Raw genomic sequence first — 21,339 nt, 5'->3', positions numbered from 1 at the left:
CGCGCTTCTGCCCGGGCATGACGGCGGCGCATTCAGCGGCCGTTCAGGCGGATGGCCCTAGGCCAGCACGCCCATGATGTCCGACTCCTTCATGATCAGGAGCTCTTCGTTGTCGATCTTGACCTCGGTGCCCGACCACTTGCCGAACAGCACGCGGTCGCCGACCTTGAGGTCGATCGGGATCAGCTTGCCGGTCTCGTCGCGGCCGCCGGGGCCGACGGCGACGACCTCGCCCTGCGACGGCTTTTCCTTGGCCGTGTCCGGAATGATGATGCCGCCCTTGGTCTTTTCCTCGGCGTCGATACGTTTGACCACGACACGGTCATGCAGCGGACGAAATTTGGATTTAGCCATGACGTTTCCCTTTGGAGGCTCGCTTCGGAAGTAGTGGGGTCGGTGGGGCGGCGCTTCCGTCCACCCTCTCCTCGAGGATCGAACGGCGCGCTTAGCAATCGGGCTTTCCGAGTGCTAAGAGTGGGTCCGGAAATATGGCTTGGCCGCGATCCTGTCAAGCAAAGGTGGTTAAGCGATTGTTGAGGCGGATATAGGATGGTGGCATTGGAAACTCGCTCGGGGCGTCGGCGTAAAGAACGACGTCATTGCTCCGGCAGCGGTTTTGCGCTTGGCTGCGGGAGGGGTGCGGCCGTGGTCTTGTTCGGGGGAATGCCATGATGAGTTCGGCTCACGCGCGCACGGTTGCCAATCTGGCGGCCGCCTGTTGTCTGGCGCTGCTGCTGGGCGCCTGCGGCGGCGGCTTCAACCTGCCGTCCCTCACGTCGTCCCCGCCGCCGCCGGAGACCGAACCGGGCGTCGCGCCCGAAATGCCGGCCACCATCCGCGCCGACGAGATCGTCGGCCGCTGGGGCCTTGCCTCGTTCCAGAACCCGGCCGACCGCGCCCGCACCGAGAAGATGGCGCGCGAGCAATGCAAGAACCCCTACGTGATCACCGCCGGTTCCTCCGGTGGCGTGATCATGCATCTCGCCGACCAGGCGACGCCGCAGGAGCTGCGGCTGAAGGGCTCGCCGAGCGGCAAGAACTACATCGGACCGGCCGGCCCGACCCCCGGCGACCAGGACCGCGAGATCGTCTCCTTCGACGGGCGCGTCATGATCACCCGCTTCATCGACAAGGACGCCGCCACCCGCTACGGCAACATGGTCTACGTCCGCTGCGCGCCGAGGGCGTGACAAGGGCCCCGGCCCAGCCGCTCGCAATGACGGGTAAACAAAAAACGCCGGCCCCAAGGCCGGCGTTTTGTTATTCCTATGTCGTCGCCGCTCAGTCGAACAGTGCGTCGATGTCGTCCTGCGAGGCGTGGCCGACGTCGCCGGCGAGCTTGGGGCCGTTGAGGAGCTTCTCGTCCTCGCTGCGGTTGTCGACCTGCGCGGGCACATGGGACTTGATCGCGTCGACGCCGCCCCAGATCTCCATCATTGCGTTGATATGCTGCTCGATGAACTTCATCGTGCCCATGACCTTGCTGATGCGCTGGCCGGTCAGGTCCTGGAAGTTGCAGGCTTCGAAGATCGAGATGACGCGCTCCTGGATGTCGTCGGCAAGGCGCTTCTGCTGATCGATCGAGTCCACCTTGGACATCGCGCTGGCGGCCTGGTCGATCGATTCCGCGGCTTCGAGGATCTGCTGGGTCGCCTGCTCGGTGCCGCCCACCACCGCGCCGAGTTCGCCGTTGACCTTGGCCATCTCGCCGCCGTCGAAGCTCTTGCCGTGCAGCGTCGCGATCTCGCGCTTGGTGCGGTCGATGGCGTCGTGGATGAGGTCGAGTTCGACCTTCAGCTTCTCGCATTGCTCGATCTGCGCCCGGTAGGTCTCGAGCATGGTGCGCGCTTCGGAAAGCTCGTGCGCTGTCGAGGCGTCGATCGCCGCCATGGCGGCGCTGCCGGACAGCGGGGCCGCGACGATGCCCTTCGCCATCTGGGCGCGGATCGCGCGCAGCTCGGCCATGATCTCGCTATGCATCGGGGGAGCCTCTTCAGTTACGTCTACAATGGGCATCTCGCCACCGACGATATCTTCGACGCGAAAACGCTTGCGGTGAACAGCCATCAGGATACTCCCCCCACCTCACTCACGCGTCTTTGTAGCCAGAAGCGATTTAACACGAAGTTCACAGCAGGAACTGTTGTGCAGCGGCGCGCGACGCCCTGCAAAGAAGCGATTAACCATCATCGCGCGGGATTCATCGAAAATAAACGCTGATCGCCAAATTGCAGGCGCGTTTGCGACGTGGTGAATCCAAACGCCCTTTCCGTTTACCAAACAAAACGGCTTTTGCCTTTTATTGACCACGTCGAAGGGCGCGGATCAGCCACCGGCTCTCCACGACGCGTGTGATCTAGACGAAACAGTACAGAGTACGTCGATGTTCAAGAAAATGTCTGTCGCGCTGCTCGGCAGCGCTTGCACCTTCATGGCCGGCGCGAACGACGCCAGCGCCTTCGACAACAGCGTGCCGAACGATCCGCCCGCGGTGCTGTACCAGCCGCGCGTGCCGCCGGCACCGGTGCGCGTCGCGTCCCATTCCAACATGGGCGGCGGCTTCATCGAGTTTCTGTTCGGCGACGGCCCCGGCCGCGGCCCGGCCTACGCGCCGGAGCAGCCGGTGTATCAGCAGCAGCCGGGCTATTACGACCAGCGGCGCCTGCCGCCGATGGGCGAGCCGCAGATGCAGGGTGGATATCAGCAGGGCGCGTCTCTGCAGCAGGAGGCGGTCGATCCGCGGCAGCGTCCGTTCGACCCAAAATTCGAGAAACAACTCGTTGACTATAGCGGCAAGGAAAGTCCCGGCACGATCGTGGTCGATACGCCGAACAAGTTCCTCTATCTCGTCGAGGGCAACGGCCGGGCACTGCGCTACGGCATCGGCGTCGGCCGTCCCGGCTTCACCTGGTCCGGCGTGAAATCGATCACCGCCAAGCGCGAATGGCCGGACTGGACGCCGCCGGCGGAAATGCTCGCGCGCCGGCCCGATCTTCCCAGGCACATGGAAGGCGGCCCGGAAAATCCGCTCGGTGCCCGCGCGATGTATCTGGGATCGACGCTCTACCGCATCCACGGCTCCAACGAGCCCTGGACCATCGGCACCAACGTCTCCTCCGGCTGCATCCGCATGCGCAACGAGGACGTCATCGACCTCTATGGCCGCGTCAACGTCGGCACCAAGGTCGTGGTGATGTGAAGCGTCATGCGTGCGATGGAGCGATGAAATCCGCGTGCCGCGTCGGCTCGAATTGCGCGGCATCGAAGGGGGGTGCCGCTGCCGCACGCGTGCCTGGATGGTCACATCTGCCGACGGTGCTTCGACCCAGGACGAGGGACAGCGGAGCGGCGACGACGAGTTGATGAAGCCGAATGCGGTGCGCGAGCCGAGCGCTTCAACCGCCGCACCGACAGCTCTGCCTTCCTGAGGCGCTCGTGCAATCCCTCCAATTCGTACAGTTCGATGATGAGATGGGTTGTGACGTCGCTCAGGTTCGCGATGCGCTGTTGAAATGGGCTCATTCTTGAAACTCCCGACTGTAGCCAAGAGAGGCAGCCACGCAGTGTGGCATAAGCAACGTGTTCTTCCAGTTGAACACCCATGTCCAAATTTGGAAATCCGGGAGTCTACGGCGGCGTGTGTTGGCGGGCGATTTCGCTCTGTATGGTGACGGTGCACGGTGCTGTCCGACTGCGCATGCACTAGTCATATTATATCGAATGGCCTCGTGGCGTGTGGTCGGAGAGGAGGCGCGCATTGAGCTCTGCTGGAAAAGAAATCGGCCGCCCGGAGGCGGCCGTTCCACATCTCTTGGTCGAATAGCCTACGCGTAATCGCTGCCGCCATCGTCATCGCCGCCGAAGTCACTGTCGTCGGCCGCCGTGTCGAAGCTGTCGTCTCGATGGTCGCTGTAGTTCTGGTCGTTGTTGTCGCGGTCATTCGACGCCTGGTCGAAGAAGCCCTGGCGGGACTCCCGGTTCGAGCCGAGATCATCGAGACCGGCTTGTTGCGCGAGCGAGCCACCGGACTGGTCGCTGCCGCCCCAGGGGCTTCCGCCGGCGCTGCGCTCGCCGAGCGCATTGCTGTCGCCGAAGCCCTGCTGGTGCGATCCGCCGCCCATCATGCCGCGGATGCTGGAGAGCAGAAGCGAGCCGCCGACGACGCCGGCCGCGGCCGCCGCGGCCGTGCCGAGGAACGATCCGCCGCCGCCACCGCCGACCGGCGGAGCGCCAAAACCCTGACCTTGTCCGTAAGCCTGCCCATAGGGCGGCGGTGCACCATAGCCCGGCTGGCCCTGCGGCATCGCCTGTGCGGTGTTCCATGCCGGCCGCTGCTCACGCTGCGGCACATTCGGAACCGAGCCGCGCGACGGGCCGCCGCCAAACAATGTATCGCGCATGGTGTCGAGGAAGCCGCCGGACTGCGCCTGCTCGGGCGCGTGGGCCGCTTCCAGCTCCTGGATGCGGGCATTGGCGCGCTTCAGCGCTTCGTCCTGAACCAGCGTGGTCTGCACCAGCGCGTAGACAGCGCCGGGCGCCTTGCGCAGGCCGTCGGAGATCGCGGCGATCGCATCGGGATCGCGCGGTGCATTTTCCAGCTTCGAAAGCCGGTCGAAAAGGTCGTCGACGAGCTGGCGTTCCTGCGGCGTCATGATCTGTCTCCTTCGCGCCAAACCAAGCGCGCTGGAGATGTAGGGTTCCATTGTGGCCCCAACAGTGCCGTCCGGATTAAATTTCGGTATGCGACAAGCTGCCTCTGGCCCGCTTTTCGCCATTCATCCCAATGTCACGTTGCTATCCGCCAGCAGGCGCGCGAAGGCATCGCTCGCGAGATAGCCATGTTCGCGCTCGCGAACGTCGGTCATGGGATCGAGGCCGGTGAGGACATCATCGACGAAGCCGGGATGGCACATCACGAGGCCGCCGTCGGGAAGGCCGTCCAGGAATTGCCGCATCAGCGCGCCGAAATCGGCAGCCCGGGTGAAATCATAGGCGCCGGCGAAGCCGGGGTTGAAGTTGAGGCCGGCGCTGCCGGCGCGGCGGCGGAATTGCGCGCTGAGGCCATCGAGCACCAGGGCCTTCGGTGAGGCCAGCCGCTGCCGAAGCGGCAGGTCGCGGCCGCCCTGGCGCACCCAGGCCTTCGGCGCAGCCTCGACCACCGCATCGACGAAGCCGTCGCGCACCTGCGGGAAGAGCTGCACGTGCTGGTGACCGTCGACGAAGTCGGGGGCGCGTCCGAACGCGTCCATGAAGGCGGCCAGCTGCGCCTTCACCTCGTTGCGGATGAATTCACGGTCGAGCCGGCGCATCAGTCCGGCGCGCAGCAATTTGGGAAAGGCCAGGAACATGTCGCCGTCCAAGGGGCGGAAATGCATGGTGAGCGGCCGGAACGGCGCCGACAGCGTCACGTGCAGTCCGATCGCGCATCGCGGGCTTTGCGTTGCCGAAGCCTGCAGAGCCTCGACGTCGCTGCGCGCGATCGCGGGCCCCACCATCATCACCGAGGTGGCGTTGAGGCGGCCGCGTTCGATCAGGTCGCGGATGGCGCGGTTGACGCCCGGGCTGATGCCGTAATCGTCGGCGCAGAGCCAGATCCGCCGCGCCCTCGCGGCCACGTTCATTCGGCTGCCGTCCTGCTCGCGGCCTCATCGGCCTTGCCGGCTTCGAAATGCTTCTCGCTGTGCTCGGCGACGAAGTAGATCGGACGCGCCTTCAGCTCGGAGAGGATCTTGCCGATATATTCGCCGACGATTCCGATCATGATGAGCTGCACGCCGCCGATCGTCATCAGGCCGATTACGAGCGAGGGATAGCCAGGCACCTGTTTGCCGGTCGTGAACACTTCCCAGAGGATCGACAGGCCGAACAGGAAGGCGCCGCCGGCGAGAATGACGCCGAGCAGGCTGGCGAAGCGCAGGGGTGCAACCGAAAACGAGGTCAGACCCTCGATCGAGAGGCCGAGCAGGCTCGCGGCGTTGAAGGTGGTGACGCCATGGGAGCGCGCCGCGGGCTCGTAGTCGACGCGGATCTGGCGGAAACCGATCCAGCTGGCGAGGCCCTTGAAGAAGCGGTTGCGCTCCGGCAACTGCCTCAGCGCCGCGACCGCGCGCGGCGACAGCAGGCGGAAATCGCCGGCGTCCTCCGGAATCTTCTGACGGGCGCCCCAATTGATCAGCGCGTAGAAGCCGTGCACCGCGACCCGGCGCAGGAACGGCTCGTTGTCGCGATGCGCCTTGGCGGTGTAGACGACGTCATAGCCGTCATCGATCCAGTGCCGCACCAGCTGTTCGACCAGCGCTGGCGGATGCTGGCCGTCGCCGTCCATGAACATGACGGCGCCGAGGCGGGCATGGTCCAGGCCCGCCATCAGCGCGGCCTCCTTGCCGAAATTGCGCGACAGCGACACCACCTGAACGTCGACGGCGTCGGCCGGCAATGACCGCGCGATCGACAGCGTCGCATCCTTGCTGCCGTCGTCGACATAGACGACCTCGCAAGACAGGCGGTAGCGCTGCCGCAGGGTCTTGGCGAGCTCGCAGATGCGCTGGTGCAGAGCGGTGAGGCCCGCCGCCTCGTTGTAGACGGGGATGACGATCGACAACCCCTTCGCTGCGGCGTTGCTTGCTGTGGTCGTCATGCCGGAAACGTCAGAGCCCAGCGTCATCGATCGAGGTTCCAGAGGTGTTTAGGTCTTCTCAACAGCATATGGTAGCAGCCGTTTGCTGTCGCTACGCTGAACGGAGCTGCTCGAAAACGTTCATCGCCGCAGGAACGCCTCGAGCTTGGCGAACAGCGGGTTCTCCCGGTCGAACACGTAGTCGAGCGAGACCACCGAGACGGTCTCGGCGCCATGCTCGCGCAGGAAGCTCGCCAGCGCGTAGAGCTGCCCCGGCGGGCAGTGCAGGGTCAGCATGCCTGACGAGGTTGGACCGCCGAACGGGGCCTCCACGCCGAACCGGCTGTGGGCTTCCCCCAGCAGGGCGGCGTCGCATTGCCGGAAGCGGGTGCGGACCTCGCGGTACTTGTTGGCCCGCGCCCGTGCTGCGATGTGATCGAGGATGACACGCGCCGTCTCGCGCGCCTGCGGCGACCAGTCGGCCTCCTTGGCGGCGACCAGATTGGCCTGGCTGCGCAGGATCACGCCGTCGTCGAGCACCCGCAGGCCGTTGGCGGCAAGCGTCGCGCCGGTCGTGGTGATGTCGACGATCAGCTCGGCGCTGCCGGCCGCCGGCGCGCCTTCGGTGGCGCCCGCGCTTTCGACGATGCGGTAATCGCTGATGCCGTGAGCCTGGAAGAAGCCGCGGGTGAGGTTGACGAACTTGGTCGCGACCCGCATCCGCATGTGATGCTGCTCGCGGAAGCCGGTGGTGACGTCGTCGAGGTCGGCCATGGTGCGGACGTCGATCCAGGCCTGCGGCACCGCGACGACGACGTCGGCATAGCCGAAGCCGAGCCCCTCGATCAGCGATACGCGCTTGTCGGCATCGGCGATGTTCTCGCGGACCAGGTCTTCGCCGGTTACGCCGAGATGGGCGAAGCCGCGCGACAATTGCGAGGCGATCTCGCTCGCCGAGAGATAGGCGACCTCGACATTGTCGAGCCCCGCGATGGTGCCGCGGTAGTCGCGGACACCGCCGGCCTTCGACAGCTTGAGGCCGGCACGGGCAAAGAAGGCTTCGGTGTTTTCCTGCAGGCGGCCCTTGGAGGGAACGGCCAGAACGAATGGCGCGCTCATGACTTTACGCTCCCACCTTGCGGCCGATCCGGTTCAGCGCTTCCACCCAGACCGAGAAGCCGACAGCGGGGATCGGCTCGGCGGAGCCGAGCTGGGTCATCAACCCGTCGTAGCGGCCGCCGGCGACCAGCGGCTCGGCGCCGTTGCCGCTGTGATGCAGCTCGAACTCGAAGCCGGTGTAATAGTCGAGCCCGCGCCCGAACGCGGTGGAGAAACGGGTCTGCTTCACGTCGATGCCGCGCGCGGCCATGAAGCCGACCCGGCTCTCGAACTGATCGATCGCGGATGCGAGATCGAGCTTCGCGTCGGTGGTGAGTGCGCGCAACTCGGCGATGGCATCGTCGGGATTGCCTGCGATCGACAGGAAGCGCTTGAGCACGGTAATGGCCTCGCGCGGCAGCGCGCCGCCCTTCAGTGTCGATTGCTCGAGGAAGCGGTCGGCGATCTCGGCCGTGGTGCGGCCGCCGACATTGGTGGTGCCGGCGATCGACATCAGATCGGTGACGAAGGCGAGCGCCGCCTTGCGGTCGGAGCCGGCAAGGGCCGCCAGCACGCCCTCATACTCGCTGCGCGTCGCTTTGGTCGCGGCCGCCAGCCGCTCCAGATCCTGCTCCAGGCTGATCTTGCGGTTGAAATCCTTGACCAGGCGGCGGCGCCAGACCGGATAGAGGTTGAGCGCGTCGAGCAGCGCATTGAACAAGGCGACATCGCCGGTGCGGATCTCGACGTCGCGGACGCCGAAGGCGGCCGTCGCCTCCAGTCCCAGCGCCAGCATCTCGGCGTCGGCCGCGGCGCGATCCTGACGGGCGAACGATTCGATGCCGGCCTGGAGGAATTCACGGGCCTGGCCGCTGCGGTAGCGGAACACCGGGCCGAGATAGCTGAACCCCGCCGGCTGGCCGGCGCGCCCCGAGGCCAGATAGTCGCGCGCGACAGGAATGGTCAGGTCCGGGCGCAGGCACAGCTCCTCGCCGGAGAGGTCGGTGGTCAGGTACAGGCTCTTGCGGATGTCCTCGCCGGAGAGGTCCAGGAACGGCTCGGCCGGTTGCAGGATGGCGGGCTCGGCCCTGACATAGCCCGCCTGCGCAAACGACAAGAGCAGCGTATCCGCCCAGGCGGCGGAGCCGGCAGCATTTGAGGTGGCAGTCGCGGTCATCTCGGGTCCATCGTCCCGGCGGAACCGGGCAGGCAAGGGGAGGCGAATTGGCGCAGCCCTTAGCATGGCCCGACAGCGGTTTCGACCTCCAAAGGATCAATCGCTTAACGAGCGGCTCATTCGCCATGCGTTTGCTGACGAAGCTAGCTGGCCTTTCCGCTCCAATCACCCAGCACCGCCTGCACCAGCGCCAGCGCCGCCACCGCGGCGGTGTCCGCCCGCATGATGCGGGGGCCGAGCGCCAGCCGCAGGATCTTGGGCTGGCGCAGCAAGAGCGCCCGCTCTTCCCCGGCAAAACCGCCCTCGGGGCCGATCAGCACGTCGATGCCCTGTCCGCTCTCGCGTGCGCCCTGCAGGCTCTGAATGGGATCCTGGACCTCCGCTGCCTCGTCGCAGAAGATCAGCAACCGGTCGGCGCGACGCTGGCTCAGGAAGCGCTCCAGCGGCACCGGCTCGGCCACGCTGGCGATGCTGAGGATGCCGCATTGCTCGGCCGCCTCGACCACATTGGCGCGCATCCGCTCGGTATTGACCCGGGAGGCCTGGGTAAACCGGGTCAGGACCGGCTGCAGGGCGGCGGCGCCCATCTCGATGGCCTTCTGCACCATGTAATCCAGCCGGGCATGCTTGAGTGGGGCGAAGACGTAGGTGAGGTCAGCGAGCCGGTCCTGGGGCCGGGTCTGCTGCAGGATCACGAGGCCGTCCGGCCGCTTGCGGCCCTCGATGGCGGCCTGCCACTCGCCATCCCTGCCGTTGAAGGCCAGGACCTCGGCCCCGGCCGCCAGCCGCAGCACATTGCCGAGGTAATTGCTCTGGTCGCGGTCGAGCGGCACCCTGGCATCCTGGGCCAGGGGGGCATCGACGAACAGGCGGGGGGCACGAAAATCGTGGGAAGGCATCGCTCGGGGTCCGATTACCGGCCGTTCTTAACCGAAAGGCGCCATTCCGGGGTAAATATTGCCGAACTGGTGCGTCCCAGCGCCGCGCTCTCGCCCTATTCCACGGGTTGTTAAGCGCCGGCGGGAATCGTAGAAACGCGAACGCGCTGGTCGCGCTTCAATTGGGAAGCTCTGAACCCCGTAAGCTCCTCCTGCCGGAGAGACTATCTTGATGATCCGTCAATTGATGGTTCCTGTCACTGCCGCCATGGTTGCCACCACCTTGGTCGCCACCGCCTTGGTCGCCAGTGGTGTGGGCGCTCATGCGCAAAGCGCGTTTCCCGCGCCGCTGCCCAACCAGGCTGCCGCCAGTTCGCCATTTCCTCCGGTCAACGGTGCGGCGCCGAGCGCGTCAATTGGCACTGCGCCGCAATCGTCCTTTCCGGTGAACGGTGCTGCCCCGATCGGCGGCGCCGGCGCCTTCAGCGCCGCTCCGCCGACGCAGGCCGGTCCCGGCGAGGACTGCATGAAGGCCTTCATTCCGCTGCGCGAGGAAGCCGAGAAGCGCGGCAAGCTGATCAAGGCCGCGAGCGACCGTCACGCGGCGCCGGACGAGGCCTGCAAGCTGATCCGCAATTTCAGCCAGGCTGAAGTCAAGATGATCAAGTACATCGAGACCAATGCCGCCAAATGTGGAATCCCGCCGCAGATTGGTGCGCAGCTGAAGGACGGTCACAAGAACACCGAGGCCATGGCGACGAAGGTCTGCAACGTCGCGCAGCAGATGCAGAACCAGCCGCGCGGTCCGGCCGGTCCGTCGCTGAGCGAGGTGCTGGGCTCCGGCTCGGCGCCCGAGGCCAATGCCGGCAAGAAGGGCGGCAGCACCTTCGATACGCTCAACGGCAACGTCCTGACCCGATGAGCGATACATCCGCCCGCGTTGCCGATTCCACCGGCAACTGGGTCGATACGCTCGCGCCGCATTGGGCGCGGCCTTACCTGCGACTGTCCCGTTTCGATCGCCCGATCGGCTCCTGGCTTCTCCTGATGCCATGCTGGTGGTCGGCGGCGCTGGCCGCCGGCATGGCGCATGACATTCGCGGCCTGCCGCTCGCCATCGTGCTGTTCTTCATCGGCGCTTTCGTCATGCGCGGAGCCGGCTGCACCTGGAACGACATCACCGATCGCGACCTCGACGACAAGGTCGAGCGCACGCGCTCGCGGCCGCTGCCGTCGGGGCAGGTCAGCACGAAGCAGGCGCTGGCTTGGATGGCTGTGCAGGCACTGATCGGCCTCGTGGTGCTGCTGCAGTTCAACCGCTTCGCGATCGCAACGGGCATCGCCTCGCTCCTGATCGTCGCGATCTATCCTTTCATGAAGCGCATCACCTGGTGGCCGCAGATCGTGCTCGGGCTCGCCTTCTCCTGGGGCGCGTTGATGGGGTTTGCCGTCACCTTCGGCCGCATCGACGCCACCGCGCTCGTGCTCTATGCCGGCGCGATCTCCTGGGTGATCGGCTATGACACGATCTACGCGCATCAGGATGCCGAGGACGACGCGCTGATCGGCATCAAGTCGACCGCGCGCCTGTTCGGCGCGCATACGCGTCAGGCGCTGGTCCTGTTCTACGGTCTCGCGGTGATGCTGATCGGCGTCGCGCTGGCATCTGGCGAAGCGCGCTGGCTGGCCTGGCTCGGGCTTGCCGCCTTCGCCGCGCATCTGGCCTGGCAGATCGCGCGGCTGCGCATCAACGATCCCGAACTGTGCCTGCGCCTGTTCAAGTCGAACAAGCATGCGGGTCTGCTATTGTTTGCGGGATTGCTCGCGGACGCCGTGCTGCGGGCGCAGCTCTCGTAGGGTGGGCAAAGGCGCCCTTGCGCCGTGCCCACGTTCTCTCAATGATCGACAAAAACGTGGGCACGCTTCGCTTTGCCCACCCTACGGCACCTGCGATCGCTGTTTAATGCCTCGCGATGATCTCGCGCTCGCCCTGATGAACCGGCAGCTCGCGCGCCATTGCGCTGCGCCGGCGCATCAGGAATTTCGGGCGGCGGGCGCGGATCGCGTTGGCGCGGCGGCGGCGTGGTGCGGGTTTGCGCGCACCTTCGTCGAGCTGCGGCAGCGCGAAGATCTCGCTCCAGATCGCCCAGGCCTGCGCGATCTCGTCAGCGTCAGTGCTGATCAGCAGCGGGATGGATAGCGAAGGATCGCGGTGCACGAGGACGAGCGTCTGCGCCTCGTCGTTGCCGCGGAGCGCAACGCCGGTGAAGTCGGCAACGCGCACGTTGATCGCCATCTGCATGCCGCGCACGGCACGGCGCAGCACGACGCGCTCGCGATGAAGCTCGATCTGCCTGACATGTCCGTCGGCGCGCGGGTCATGCGCATCGAAGCGGACCGGAAGGGAAAGAGGGTCGAGCCGCAGGGAGCGGCTCGACCCGGCGGGGTGGACCCCGCATGTTGCTGTTTGACGCCTCACGGCTTCGTTCTCCCCGCCGGGATTATGTTCCCGGTCGATGCGAGGAGCCTAGCGCGGGGCGGTCCGAAACCGCTTAAAAAGGCTGGTTAACCCACCGTCACTCGGTCCTCATGATTGACAAGACCTTGGCGCGCATGATTGACGAGACGTTGCGCCGGCGTCGCGAATCTGAGCTTTTGGCGGGCTGAAAATGCTTGAAGTCCGCGCTATCAGGGCACATCTGTGGGTTCCGGTCCCGAACCCCGCCCCAACAGGATTTCGTTCGTGAACTCTTCACCAAGCTCGACGCTTTCGCCTACCGCCAATCGCGACCTGTTCGATCAGTCCGCGCTCTCCGATCTCGCGCAGCGGCTGGTCGAGGCGGCCAGGCGCGCCGGCGCGGATGCGGCCGACGCGGTCGCGGTGCGCGGCGTCTCGCAGGGCGTCGAGGTCCGCGACGGACGCGTCGAGGAATCCGAGCGGTCCGAGGGCGACGATGTCGGCCTGCGCGTGCTGGTCGGCCAGCGCCAGGCGGTGGTCTCCACCAACGACGTCAGCGGCGATGCCGTCACCAAGCTCGCCGAGCGCGCGGTGGCGATGGCGCGCGTCGCGCCCGACGACAAATATGTCGGCCTCGCCGATCCTGCGCTGCTCGCGCGCGACTTCCCCGATCTCGACCTGCTCGATCCTGCCGTGCCGACGACCGCCGAGCTCGAGCGCCGCGCGCTCGCGGCCGAAGCTGCCGCGCTTGGCGTCAAGGGCGTGACCAAGTCCGGCGGCGCTTCGGCATCATCAGGCATTGGCGGCATGGTGCTCGTCACCTCGACCGGCTTCCACGGCTCCTACCTGCGCTCCAGCCAGGGCATCTCCGCCACCGCCATCTCGGGCGAAGGCACCGGCATGGAGCGCGACTACGACTTCACCTCGGCGCCGCACGGCGCCGATCTGCTGTCGCCGGAGGTCGTCGGCCGCTCCGCCGGCGAGCGCACCGTGGCGCGCTCCAATCCGCGCAAGGTCGAGACCTGCAAGGTCCCGGTGGTGTTCGATCCGCGCGTCGCCGGCTCCCTGGTCGGCCATCTCGTCGGCGCCATCAACGGCGCCTCGATCGCGCGCAAGACCAGCTTCCTGAAGGACAAGCTCGGCCAGCAGCTGTTTGCGAAGAACATCCGCATCATCGACGATCCCTTGCGCAAGCGCGGCCTGCGCTCGCAGACCTTCGATGCCGAAGGCGTCGCGGTGAAGCGGACCGCGCTGGTCGACGACGGCGTGCTGACGACCTGGCTGCTCGACTGCGCCACCGCGCGCGAGCTCGGCCTCGCCACCACGGGTCACGCCCATCGCGGCGTGTCCTCCTCGCCCTCGCCGGGGCCGTACAATTTGCATCTCGAGCCCGGCACGCCAACGCCCGCCGAGCTGATCGCCGACATCAAGCAGGGCTTCTACGTCACCGACCTGATCGGCTCCGGCGTCAACGGCGTCACCGGCGATTACAGCCGCGGCGCCTCCGGCTTCTGGATCGAGAACGGCGAGCTCACCTATCCCGTCAGCGAGGTGACGATCGCCGGGCACCTGTTCGACATCTTCAAGTCGATGCAGCCGGCGAACAATCTCGAATTCCGCTACGGCGTCAATGCGCCGACGGTGCGCATCGAGGGCTTGACGCTTGGCGGACGCTGACGCGCACTCTCTCGACGACACCATCCTGACCCGCGACGCGGCGCTGCTGAAGGACACGGTGCGGGAGGCGGGCGCGCTGGCGCAGTCGATGTTCCGCACCGAGCTGAGGAAGTGGACCAAGGGCGCGTCTTCGCCGGTGTCGGAGGCGGACATCGCCGTCAACGATCTGCTCGAATCGCGCCTGCGCGCCGCGACGCCCGAATATGGCTGGCTGTCCGAGGAGAGCGCCGACGATGCGGCGCGGCTGTCGCGGCGGCTGACCTGGATCGTCGATCCCATCGACGGCACGCGCAATTATCTCGGCGGCCACGACGAATGGTGCGTCAGCGTCGCGTTGGTGGCGGACGCATCGCCAGTGCTTGCCGCTGTGTTCGCCCCGGCCACCGACGAATTCTTCTTCGCAACGCGCGGCCGGGGCACGACGCTCAACGACAAGCCGGTGCGCGCGACGAGCGGATCCGAGCTCGACTTCGCCCGCGTCGCCGGCCCGAAGCCGCTGGTCGAGCGGCTGAAGCCGTCACTCGGTGAGATCAAGCTGCATCGGCGGATCGGGTCGCTGGCGCTGCGGCTGTGCCGGGTTGCCCATGGCGCGCTGGATGCGGCTTTTGCGGGTGGCAACAGCCATGATTGGGACCTTGCGGCAGCCGATTTGATCGTGCAGGAAGCGGATGGTAGGATGAGCGACCTCTCCGGAGAACCCATCCTCTATAACCGCCGGGAAGTGGCGCACGGGGTGCTGGTGGCAGCGGGACGCGAACGTCATGCGGGCATCGTCGCGCATTTTCGCAACCGTCCCTTGGCCTAGGCGCTTCGTCGTGCTTCTCGAACACTGCTTTGCCGGGCAGCCCGTTAGGAACAGAACTCATGCCAGATAGTGCCCCGCAACAACTGCTCCACCTCGTCATCGGCGGCGAGCTCGTCGATCTCGAGCACAACACCTTCAAGAATCTGGACGAGGTCGACATCGTCGGCCTCTATCCGAACTATGCCACCGCCCACGCCGCCTGGCGGGCCAAGGCGCAGAGCACGGTCGACAACGCGCAGATGCGCTACTTCATCGTCCACCTGCATCGGCTGCTCGATCCGAACCAAGAACCGGCGCGTTGAAGAAACTGCTTCGCAATACGCTGCGAAGCAGCTGGTTTCAGCGTGCCGTCGGGGTCCTGGCGGCCGAATATCTGCGTCTGGTTTGGCGGACCAGCACCTTCACGTTCGATCCGCCCGAGGTCTACGAACGGGTCGAGCCGCAGCTCCCTGCGATCTTCGCGTTCTGGCACGGCCAGCATTTCCTGACGCCCTTCATCAAGAACCAGGACAAGGCCTCCTATCAGGCCAAGGTGCTGATCTCCCGGCACCGCGACGGCGAGTTCAATGCGATCGCCGCCGAGCGGCTCGGGATCGGCACCATCCGCGGTTCCGGCGACCATGGCGGCGCGTTTCACCGTAAAGGCGGCGTCGGCGCCTTCAAGGAAATGGTGCGGACGCTCCAGGCCGGTTGTAATGTCGCGCTGACCGCCGATGTCCCCAAGCGCTCGCGCGTGGCCGGGCTCGGCATTATCATGCTGGCACGGGAATCGGGACGGCCGATCATGCCTTTCGCGATGGCGACCAGCCGCTTCGTCCGGCTGAAGAACTGGGACCGCACCACCATCAATTTGCCATTCGGGCGGGGCGCTTTGGTCGGCATCAAGGAGATCCACGTTCCCGCGGACGCCGACGCTGCCATGATGGAGACGTTGCGGCAGGAGCTGGAAGACACGTTGAACGAGGCGACCAGGCGCGCCTATGCGCAGCTCGGCCGCCCGGGACCGGAAGATGTCTAAGTCGCTGCCCATTGCGCTGCCGATCACGCTGCGGATGTACCGGCGCCTGGCCGCCGGCCTGATGCCGCTTGCGCCTGCGCTGATCAAGCGGCGGCTGAAGCAGGGCAAGGAGGATCCCGCACGCGTCGGCGAGCGGCGGGGCCTGTCCCGCGACGTGCGGCCGCATGGCCCGCTGGTCTGGATCCACGGCGCCAGCGTCGGCGAGGTGCTGGCGGCAGCCGCCCTGATCGAGCGCCTGCGCGATCTCAATCTGCGCATCCTGCTCACCTCGGGCACCGTCACCTCGGCCGCGGTCGTCGCAAAGCGCTTTCCGCCCGACGTCATCCATCAATACCTGCCATATGACTCGCCGCGCTATGTCGCGCGCTTCCTCGATCATTGGAAGCCGTCGCTGGCGCTGTTCATCGAATCCGATCTATGGCCGAACCTGATCCTCGCCGGCGCGGCGCGGCGGGTGCCGATGGTGCTGATCAACGGGCGGATGTCGCCGCGTTCGTTCCCGCGCTGGCGGCGCATGCACGGCACCATCTCGGCGCTGCTATCGCGGTTCGACATCTGCCTTGCGCAGTCGAAGCTGGACGCCGAGCGCTTTGCCGCGCTCGGTGGCCGCGACGTCGTCACCACGGGCAATCTCAAGCTCGACGTGCCCGCGCCGCCGGCCGATCCCGCCAAGCTCGAACGGCTGATGGCGATGACGCGCGGGCGGCCGATCATCGTCGCGGCCTCGACCCACCCGGGCGAGGACGAGATGCTGGTCGCGGCGCATCGCAGCCTCTCCGGCTTCTTCCCACAGCTTCTCACCGTGATCGTGCCGCGGCATCCGGATCGCGGCTCCTCGATCGCAGGCCTCGTCACGGCGTCGGGCCTGAAGCCGGCCCTGCGCTCGCGCGAGGAGCTGCCGACGGCGACGACCGACGTCTATGTCGCCGACACCATGGGCGAGCTCGGCCTGTTCTATCGGCTCTCGGCAATCGTGTTCATGGGCGGATCGCTGATCCACCATGGCGGGCAGAACCCGATCGAGGCGATCAAGCTGGGCGCCGCGATCGTCCACGGTCCGCACGTGTTCAACTTCGCCGACGTCTATGAGGCGCTCGATGGCAGCGGCGGGGCGCGGCAGGCCGAGACGCAGGAGGCGCTGGTCAAGCAGCTCGGTCAGCTGCTGGCCGACCCCGCCATGCGCGACAAGATGCAGCGCGCAGGCACGGGCGTGGTCGAGCAGCTCGGCGGTGCGCTCGATCGCACCATGACCGCGCTCGAGCCGTATCTGTTGCAGTTGCGGATCGAGATGGGGGCCGCCAATGCGTGAGCCGGCCTTTTGGTACCGGCCACGTTCCCTCCAATCGTACGCGCTATGGCCGCTCGGAGCCGTCTACGGCGCGATCACTGCACGGCGCATGCTGCGCCGGGGCGTGGACGCCGGCATCCCCGTGATCTGCGTCGGCAACTACCATGTCGGCGGTGCCGGCAAGACGCCGACCGTGCTGGCGCTGACCAAGCTCCTGCGCGAGCTCGGCGAGACGCCGGTGGTGCTCAGCCGTGGCTATGGCGGGCGCCTGAAGGGGCCTGTGATGGTCGACCGCGAGCGTCATGGCGCGGCCGATGTCGGCGACGAGCCCCTGATGATGGCGCGCGACGTTGCGGTCGTGGTCGCGCGCGACCGCCTCGACGGCGTCGCGCTGGCGAAGTCGCAAGGCGCCACATTGATCCTGATGGACGACGGCTTCCAGAATCCTGCTCTGCTCAAGGACGCCTCGCTGATCGTGATCGACGGCGAGCGCGGCCTCGGCAACGGCGCGGTGTTTCCCGCGGGGCCCCTGCGCGCGTCGCTCGCGGCGCAGCTCGCGCGCACCGACGCGCTGGTGCTGATCGGCGACGGCAATGCCGCGGGCGATGTCGCGGCGGAGATCGCGAAGCGGAACAAGCCCGAGCTGCGCGCGCGCCTGAAGCCGGATGCGGCCTCGCTGGCGCCGCTATCCGGCAAGCGGGTGTTCGCCTTCGCCGGCATCGGCGATCCCGAACGTTTCTTCCGCACCTTGCGTGCGAGCGGCATCGACGTGGCGCGCACGCGCGCCTTCGCCGACCACCACGTGTTTTCGGACGGCGAGATCGCGGCGCTCGCAGCGGAGGCGCTGCGCCAGCAGCTCACGCTGGTGACCACGGAAAAGGATCTTGCGCGCTTGCGCGGCCGCGAAGGCGTGCCTGACGGCATCGTGCCGTTCGCGGTTCAGCTCGAGTTCGACGACCCGGCAAAGGTGCGGCAATTGATCGGCGACCATCTCTACAAGGCGCGCGAGCGAAGGTTCAGTGCGCGCTGATCTCGCAACGTGAGGCAACGTCTCTGCCCTAGTCGCGAAGCGTGAAATGTCGCTGCTGGCGAATCTTCTTCCGCGCCTTCGGGAGTTGATGTAGCTTTGCATGAGAGCCGTCACCGGGACGTGCCGAACTCCCGGAAATCATCGACGGCGTTGATGCCCACGGCGGGCAACGAATCTTCATCATGTCAGGTGCAGCGGCCGTAACGACCAGTTCGCAACGGCACGGAAAGTCATTGCCAACAGTTCAGAGGAGAACATGCCATGCATTTTTGCCTCACCGGACAATACACGCCACGCGCTCTCAATGCCATTTTGGAGAATCCCACGACCAATCGCCAGGAGGCAGCTCGAAAGCTCATCGAAGCGGCCGGTGGAAAGTTGGTCTCGATGTACAGCGTCGCGGCCGACGGCCCCGGCGTCCTCGTCATTTTCGATGTGCCTGATCCCAGTGCGGCTCCGGCCATTTCCGGCCTGACCGTCACGGCCGGCACGCTGCAGAACGTGAAGCTGGTTCGGTTGTTCACGCAGGACGAGATCAAGCAGGTCCGCCAGAACGCGGCGAAGCTGCGTCCTTCCTATTCGCCGCCGGGAAGCTGATCTCCAGATCCAAAGCGCAGCCGCCGCCGTCGGACGACGCGGCGGCTGTACTCATGTCGAAGCCGGAATCATGTCTGCAACGAGCGAGGAGCATGTTCACCACGCACCCGCGGCCATCAATCCGATGATGGTCAGGCACGACATGCAGGCGACGACGACGGTGTAGCATTCGGGTGTATTCATTGCCGTCTCCCAAACTGTTGCCAATTGCTTGGCCACTGCTACGCGGGAGTGATCGCCGGTGTTGGAGCCGCTTCAATTCGGCAGGCCGAGATCGGTCTTGCGGTGCGGGTCCGTTCTCTCATCGTCACTCAGCGTCGCGGGATAATGATCCGCTGCGACAGCTTCAGCGCGCTCAGCTGCGATCAGAAGCTGTTTGCGCATTTCTGCGAGACGGGCGCGGCAATATTCACGATAGAGCAGGTCGAAAATGGCGGGCATGGTCACCCCCATCGCTTGATTTGATTTACAGATGTTCCACCGCTGAATTTCGAGGTGATCGTAGCCCGCTAAATGGCTCTTCATATGAGCCCGTTCACAGACCGTCCCAATTCCAGAGCTCAGTGGCTGATTGGTTGGTCGATTGCCTGTGCGATAAAAAAGGAACGGGGGCCGGTTACCTGGCGTGCGATATAGCAGCTCTCTGTTCAGCAAGACTTCGTCAAACAACTTAAAGAAGCGGAACTGCAAAAAAAATCCAACCACAGCGCGAAATGATTTATCTCGGAGTGCAAGGAACATTCAATGCACGCAGGTTGGCACGACTGAGATGATTCAGCTGTGAGACTCGCACTTCAGCTTCGCGCCATCATCGCGTCCATACCTCGCGATAGGCGGCGCAACTGGTGCAACGACAGCGGCAGGTCAGCTGCCATTCCCTCATCGACCGCAACCGCAGCTAGCCATTCACGCCTCATTCATCGCAACCCTCCTACCAGTGTCGGACGATCAGGAGAGTTCGATGAAACTGTCGCATGCAGGTATCGCCGCCAGCCTTGTGTGTCGACGATCGATCAGAAGGCCGTCGGCGAGGCGCGCAGAAGCGTGATCGAGAATTGCGTGGGCACTGATGGTCCCGAGCAGCAACAGCACGACGGCGCCACGAACCCGGTCTCGCAGGGTGGGCAAAGGCGCAAAGCGCCGTGCCCACCATCTCTTCGCAATCGAGACGACGAAGGTGGGCACGCTTCCGCCTTCGCTCTGCGAGCTTCGGGGGACAAGTCGCTTTGTCCACCCTACGAGGATGAAGCGAGCCGAAGGATCACGGCTGCTTCAGCGCGCCGGGAAAGTGCCGCTGCAGCACCGCGGCGGGCGTGGCATAGGCCTCCTGCAGATCGACGCTCCAGTATTTCAGCTCGTCGAGCGGGATGCGGACGTCGGTGATCGCACAGCGCACGAAGGTCCCCGGCGAGATCACGCGGAAATCGCCGTCGAGATATTGCACCTGCGCTTCGCCATGGCCCGAGGGGCCGAACTTGTTCAGCACGGTCGAAAGTCTCCGTGGGAGGCCTCTCCATGGCAAGCCGTGGAAGGCACGATGTGTTGGACGGGATGTAGCATAGATGGGGTGGCTTGTCCGCCCGTTAAACCCACCGGTTCGTGATGATTTGCCGCCGTTTTCGCGTGATATCGCTTCAGTTGAACGGGCGCCGGTTCCGGCAGCTGCTGCGGCAGACTCCGATGATCGCCCTGTTCCTGACGCTGCTGATGTCGGCCGCGCACGCCGCCGAGGACCCGCAGCCGGTCGAGATTCCGCTTCCCTCCGGCGTACTCCACGCGCAGCTCTACAAGCCCGCGGGGGCGGGGCCGTTTCCGGCCGTGATCGCGCTGCACGGCTGCGGCGGGCTCGGCGGCCATTCCGAGCCCGTGCTGCCGCGCTATCGCGATTGGGCCGTGCGCCTGCTCAAGGCGGGCAACGCCGTGCTGCTGCCCGACAGCTACGGCTCGCGCGAGCTCGGCCCGCAATGCCGCGTCAAGGAGATGCACGTCAAGGCGCGGCGCGAGCGCGTCGCCGATATCGCGGCCGCCCGCGCCTGGCTGCTGCGGCAGCCTTTCGTGGCGCAGGATCGCATCAGCCTGATCGGCTGGGCCAATGGTGCGAACGCGCTGCTCTGGGCGGTGCGTCCGCAGAGCGCCGGCCGCGATGGCACCCCGGATTTCCGCGCGGCGATCGCGTTCGATCCGGACTGCCGGATCTCGGCGGGCCTCGGCTGGAGCACGCGCCTGCCGACGCTGCTCCTGATCGGCGCCGATGACGAGGCGTCGTCGCCGCCGGCCTGCCGCCAGATGGTGGACGGCGCGCGCGGCCGCAGCGCGCTGGCGCGCATCGTGGTCTATCCCGGCGCCGATCACGATCTCGATCGTGCCGCCACGCCGCTGCACGCCGCCGCCGCGCCCGAGCACGGAGAGGCCGCGGCCCGCGCCGCCGCGCAGAAGGATGTCGCGCAGTGGCTGGCACGGTGAGGGCGGCGCCGCCGGCCCTTGGCCTCGCCATCATTCGACCACGATGTCGGTTAAACGCATCTCACATGCCTGGACGCATCACGCTCTTCGCTTCCGCCCTGATCGTCTTCACCGTCGCGATCCTGCTGTTCGAAGCCCACGCCGGCCCCCATCGCGCGCCGGACCATTGCGGCTTCTGGACCACGATCGAGGCGGGATTGTCGTGCCGGTAGAGGCACGCTGTTTCCACGCATT

General features: G+C 66.2%; 25 protein-coding genes. 13 read left to right on the top strand and 12 right to left on the bottom strand.

Annotation, left to right across the window (positions count from 1 at the left end; genetic code table 11):
• Positions 1 to 57 precede the first annotated feature (57 nt).
• Positions 58 to 354 carry a co-chaperone GroES gene (locus tag AC24YW_RS11675; protein ID WP_025033779.1) on the bottom strand — a complete coding sequence of 99 codons (297 nt, stop codon included), beginning with the start codon at positions 352 to 354 and terminating at the stop codon, positions 58 to 60.
• Positions 355 to 668: 314 nt separating this feature from the next.
• On the opposite strand from AC24YW_RS11675, the gene AC24YW_RS11670 reads away from it, so the two are divergent.
• Positions 669 to 1,190: a hypothetical protein gene (locus tag AC24YW_RS11670; protein WP_487482867.1), complete on the top strand. Its 522-nt coding sequence runs from the start codon at positions 669 to 671 to the stop codon at positions 1,188 to 1,190.
• 91 nt (positions 1,191 to 1,281) lie between these two features.
• Here the strand turns inward: AC24YW_RS11670 and AC24YW_RS11665 are convergent, their stop codons facing one another.
• Entirely contained in the window at positions 1,282 to 2,067 is a 786-nt protein-coding gene (locus AC24YW_RS11665; RefSeq protein WP_487482866.1) for a protein phosphatase CheZ, read from the bottom strand.
• Positions 2,068 to 2,383: 316 nt separating this feature from the next.
• Here AC24YW_RS11665 and AC24YW_RS11660 point away from each other — a divergent pair, with 316 nt between their 5' ends.
• A complete protein-coding gene (locus AC24YW_RS11660) occupies positions 2,384 to 3,199 on the top strand; it encodes a L,D-transpeptidase (RefSeq protein WP_487482865.1) in 816 nt (271 codons plus the stop codon).
• A gap of 625 nt (positions 3,200 to 3,824) precedes the next feature.
• On the opposite strand, the gene AC24YW_RS11655 is transcribed toward AC24YW_RS11660, so the two are convergent.
• The 6 genes from AC24YW_RS11655 to AC24YW_RS11630 all read right to left on the bottom strand — a co-directional run bounded on the left by AC24YW_RS11655 (position 3,825) and on the right by AC24YW_RS11630 (position 9,790).
• Positions 3,825 to 4,652: a DUF2076 domain-containing protein gene (locus AC24YW_RS11655; RefSeq protein WP_487482864.1), complete on the bottom strand. Its 828-nt coding sequence runs from the start codon at positions 4,650 to 4,652 to the stop codon at positions 3,825 to 3,827.
• A 123-nt stretch (positions 4,653 to 4,775) separates the two neighbouring features.
• Entirely contained in the window at positions 4,776 to 5,621 is an 846-nt protein-coding gene (locus tag AC24YW_RS11650; RefSeq protein ID WP_487482863.1) for a ChbG/HpnK family deacetylase, read from the bottom strand.
• Positions 5,618 to 6,664, bottom strand: a complete 1,047-nt coding sequence (locus AC24YW_RS11645; protein WP_487482862.1) for a glycosyltransferase family 2 protein — start codon at positions 6,662 to 6,664, stop codon at positions 5,618 to 5,620. The genes AC24YW_RS11650 and AC24YW_RS11645 overlap by 4 nt, the downstream gene beginning before the upstream one ends.
• A 93-nt stretch (positions 6,665 to 6,757) precedes the next feature.
• Positions 6,758 to 7,735 (bottom strand): ATP phosphoribosyltransferase, encoded by a 978-nt coding sequence (gene hisG, locus AC24YW_RS11640; RefSeq protein WP_487482861.1) that lies wholly within the window; start codon positions 7,733 to 7,735, stop codon positions 6,758 to 6,760.
• Positions 7,736 to 7,739: 4 nt separating this feature from the next.
• Positions 7,740 to 8,891: an ATP phosphoribosyltransferase regulatory subunit gene (locus AC24YW_RS11635; protein ID WP_487482860.1), complete on the bottom strand. Its 1,152-nt coding sequence runs from the start codon at positions 8,889 to 8,891 to the stop codon at positions 7,740 to 7,742.
• Between the two features lie 143 nt (positions 8,892 to 9,034).
• Complete coding sequence (locus AC24YW_RS11630; RefSeq protein WP_487482859.1) at positions 9,035 to 9,790, bottom strand: 16S rRNA (uracil(1498)-N(3))-methyltransferase; 756 nt, start codon at positions 9,788 to 9,790, stop codon at positions 9,035 to 9,037.
• A gap of 211 nt (positions 9,791 to 10,001) precedes the next feature.
• Here AC24YW_RS11630 and AC24YW_RS11625 point away from each other — a divergent pair, with 211 nt between their 5' ends.
• Both AC24YW_RS11625 and ubiA read left to right on the top strand, forming a co-directional pair.
• A complete protein-coding gene (locus tag AC24YW_RS11625) occupies positions 10,002 to 10,691 on the top strand; it encodes a hypothetical protein (RefSeq protein ID WP_487482858.1) in 690 nt (229 codons plus the stop codon).
• Positions 10,688 to 11,626, top strand: coding sequence for a 4-hydroxybenzoate octaprenyltransferase (gene ubiA, locus AC24YW_RS11620; RefSeq protein WP_487482857.1), 939 nt, complete (start codon positions 10,688 to 10,690; stop codon positions 11,624 to 11,626). The genes AC24YW_RS11625 and ubiA overlap by 4 nt, the downstream gene beginning before the upstream one ends.
• Before the next feature lie 103 nt (positions 11,627 to 11,729).
• On the opposite strand, the gene AC24YW_RS11615 is transcribed toward ubiA, so the two are convergent.
• A complete protein-coding gene (locus AC24YW_RS11615) occupies positions 11,730 to 12,248 on the bottom strand; it encodes a DUF6101 family protein (protein WP_487482856.1) in 519 nt (172 codons plus the stop codon).
• 264 nt (positions 12,249 to 12,512) lie between these two features.
• Here AC24YW_RS11615 and AC24YW_RS11610 point away from each other — a divergent pair, with 264 nt between their 5' ends.
• The 7 genes from AC24YW_RS11610 (at position 12,513) to AC24YW_RS11580 (ending at position 18,642) form a co-directional block, all read left to right on the top strand.
• Entirely contained in the window at positions 12,513 to 13,904 is a 1,392-nt protein-coding gene (locus AC24YW_RS11610; RefSeq protein ID WP_487482855.1) for a TldD/PmbA family protein, read from the top strand.
• A complete protein-coding gene (locus AC24YW_RS11605) occupies positions 13,891 to 14,709 on the top strand; it encodes a 3'(2'),5'-bisphosphate nucleotidase CysQ (protein WP_487482854.1) in 819 nt (272 codons plus the stop codon). The genes AC24YW_RS11610 and AC24YW_RS11605 overlap by 14 nt, the downstream gene beginning before the upstream one ends.
• 59 nt (positions 14,710 to 14,768) lie before the next feature.
• Positions 14,769 to 15,011, top strand: a complete 243-nt coding sequence (locus AC24YW_RS11600; protein WP_036009212.1) for a DUF4170 domain-containing protein — start codon at positions 14,769 to 14,771, stop codon at positions 15,009 to 15,011.
• Positions 15,008 to 15,727, top strand: a complete 720-nt coding sequence (locus AC24YW_RS11595) for a lysophospholipid acyltransferase family protein (RefSeq protein ID WP_487482853.1) — start codon at positions 15,008 to 15,010, stop codon at positions 15,725 to 15,727. The genes AC24YW_RS11600 and AC24YW_RS11595 overlap by 4 nt, the downstream gene beginning before the upstream one ends.
• A complete protein-coding gene (locus tag AC24YW_RS11590) occupies positions 15,690 to 17,036 on the top strand; it encodes a 3-deoxy-D-manno-octulosonic acid transferase (RefSeq protein ID WP_487482852.1) in 1,347 nt (448 codons plus the stop codon). Before AC24YW_RS11595 ends, AC24YW_RS11590 begins: the two co-directional genes overlap by 38 nt.
• Complete coding sequence (gene lpxK / locus AC24YW_RS11585) at positions 17,029 to 18,045, top strand: tetraacyldisaccharide 4'-kinase (RefSeq protein ID WP_487482851.1); 1,017 nt, start codon at positions 17,029 to 17,031, stop codon at positions 18,043 to 18,045. Before AC24YW_RS11590 ends, lpxK begins: the two co-directional genes overlap by 8 nt.
• Before the next feature lie 261 nt (positions 18,046 to 18,306).
• Entirely contained in the window at positions 18,307 to 18,642 is a 336-nt protein-coding gene (locus AC24YW_RS11580; RefSeq protein WP_172787163.1) for a GYD domain-containing protein, read from the top strand.
• A gap of 255 nt (positions 18,643 to 18,897) precedes the next feature.
• Here the strand turns inward: AC24YW_RS11580 and AC24YW_RS11575 are convergent, their stop codons facing one another.
• The 3 genes from AC24YW_RS11575 to AC24YW_RS11565 all read right to left on the bottom strand — a co-directional run bounded on the left by AC24YW_RS11575 (position 18,898) and on the right by AC24YW_RS11565 (position 20,128).
• Positions 18,898 to 19,383: a hypothetical protein gene (locus tag AC24YW_RS11575; protein WP_487482850.1), complete on the bottom strand. Its 486-nt coding sequence runs from the start codon at positions 19,381 to 19,383 to the stop codon at positions 18,898 to 18,900.
• A gap of 207 nt (positions 19,384 to 19,590) precedes the next feature.
• Positions 19,591 to 19,827, bottom strand: a complete 237-nt coding sequence (locus tag AC24YW_RS11570; protein ID WP_487482849.1) for a hypothetical protein — start codon at positions 19,825 to 19,827, stop codon at positions 19,591 to 19,593.
• Between the two features lie 76 nt (positions 19,828 to 19,903).
• Positions 19,904 to 20,128, bottom strand: a complete 225-nt coding sequence (locus AC24YW_RS11565) for a DUF2093 domain-containing protein (RefSeq protein ID WP_260372720.1) — start codon at positions 20,126 to 20,128, stop codon at positions 19,904 to 19,906.
• A gap of 194 nt (positions 20,129 to 20,322) precedes the next feature.
• Between AC24YW_RS11565 and AC24YW_RS11560 the strand changes: the two genes are divergently transcribed.
• Together AC24YW_RS11560 and AC24YW_RS11555 are read left to right on the top strand one after the other, a co-directional pair.
• Positions 20,323 to 21,105 (top strand): dienelactone hydrolase family protein, encoded by a 783-nt coding sequence (locus tag AC24YW_RS11560; RefSeq protein ID WP_487482848.1) that lies wholly within the window; start codon positions 20,323 to 20,325, stop codon positions 21,103 to 21,105.
• A 65-nt stretch (positions 21,106 to 21,170) separates the two neighbouring features.
• Positions 21,171 to 21,317 carry a hypothetical protein gene (locus AC24YW_RS11555; RefSeq protein ID WP_487482847.1) on the top strand — a complete coding sequence of 49 codons (147 nt, stop codon included), beginning with the start codon at positions 21,171 to 21,173 and terminating at the stop codon, positions 21,315 to 21,317.
• The last annotated feature ends 22 nt before the right edge of the window (positions 21,318 to 21,339 follow it).

This window comes from Bradyrhizobium sp. USDA3516, assembly GCF_057651995.1.
This window is presented reverse-complemented; position numbering and strand designations above follow the sequence as displayed.

Coding starts and splice junctions, on each gene's coding strand:
- AC24YW_RS11675 (WP_025033779.1), bottom strand. CDS start 354: ATGGCTAAATCCAAATTTCGTCCGCTGCATGACCGTGTCGTGGTCAAA.
- AC24YW_RS11660 (WP_487482865.1), top strand. CDS start 2,384: ATGTTCAAGAAAATGTCTGTCGCGCTGCTCGGCAGCGCTTGCACCTTC.
- AC24YW_RS11590 (WP_487482852.1), top strand. CDS start 15,690: ATGCGCAGCTCGGCCGCCCGGGACCGGAAGATGTCTAAGTCGCTGCCC.
- AC24YW_RS11560 (WP_487482848.1), top strand. CDS start 20,323: ATGATCGCCCTGTTCCTGACGCTGCTGATGTCGGCCGCGCACGCCGCC.
- AC24YW_RS11665 (WP_487482866.1), bottom strand. CDS start 2,067: ATGGCTGTTCACCGCAAGCGTTTTCGCGTCGAAGATATCGTCGGTGGC.
- AC24YW_RS11670 (WP_487482867.1), top strand. CDS start 669: ATGATGAGTTCGGCTCACGCGCGCACGGTTGCCAATCTGGCGGCCGCC.
- AC24YW_RS11650 (WP_487482863.1), bottom strand. CDS start 5,621: ATGAACGTGGCCGCGAGGGCGCGGCGGATCTGGCTCTGCGCCGACGAT.
- AC24YW_RS11555 (WP_487482847.1), top strand. CDS start 21,171: ATGCCTGGACGCATCACGCTCTTCGCTTCCGCCCTGATCGTCTTCACC.
- AC24YW_RS11645 (WP_487482862.1), bottom strand. CDS start 6,664: ATGACGCTGGGCTCTGACGTTTCCGGCATGACGACCACAGCAAGCAAC.
- AC24YW_RS11635 (WP_487482860.1), bottom strand. CDS start 8,891: ATGACCGCGACTGCCACCTCAAATGCTGCCGGCTCCGCCGCCTGGGCG.
- AC24YW_RS11630 (WP_487482859.1), bottom strand. CDS start 9,790: ATGCCTTCCCACGATTTTCGTGCCCCCCGCCTGTTCGTCGATGCCCCC.
- lpxK (WP_487482851.1), top strand. CDS start 17,029: ATGCGTGAGCCGGCCTTTTGGTACCGGCCACGTTCCCTCCAATCGTAC.
- AC24YW_RS11575 (WP_487482850.1), bottom strand. CDS start 19,383: ATGTTCCTTGCACTCCGAGATAAATCATTTCGCGCTGTGGTTGGATTT.
- AC24YW_RS11580 (WP_172787163.1), top strand. CDS start 18,307: ATGCATTTTTGCCTCACCGGACAATACACGCCACGCGCTCTCAATGCC.
- AC24YW_RS11600 (WP_036009212.1), top strand. CDS start 14,769: ATGCCAGATAGTGCCCCGCAACAACTGCTCCACCTCGTCATCGGCGGC.
- hisG (WP_487482861.1), bottom strand. CDS start 7,735: ATGAGCGCGCCATTCGTTCTGGCCGTTCCCTCCAAGGGCCGCCTGCAG.
- AC24YW_RS11625 (WP_487482858.1), top strand. CDS start 10,002: ATGATCCGTCAATTGATGGTTCCTGTCACTGCCGCCATGGTTGCCACC.
- ubiA (WP_487482857.1), top strand. CDS start 10,688: ATGAGCGATACATCCGCCCGCGTTGCCGATTCCACCGGCAACTGGGTC.
- AC24YW_RS11655 (WP_487482864.1), bottom strand. CDS start 4,652: ATGACGCCGCAGGAACGCCAGCTCGTCGACGACCTTTTCGACCGGCTT.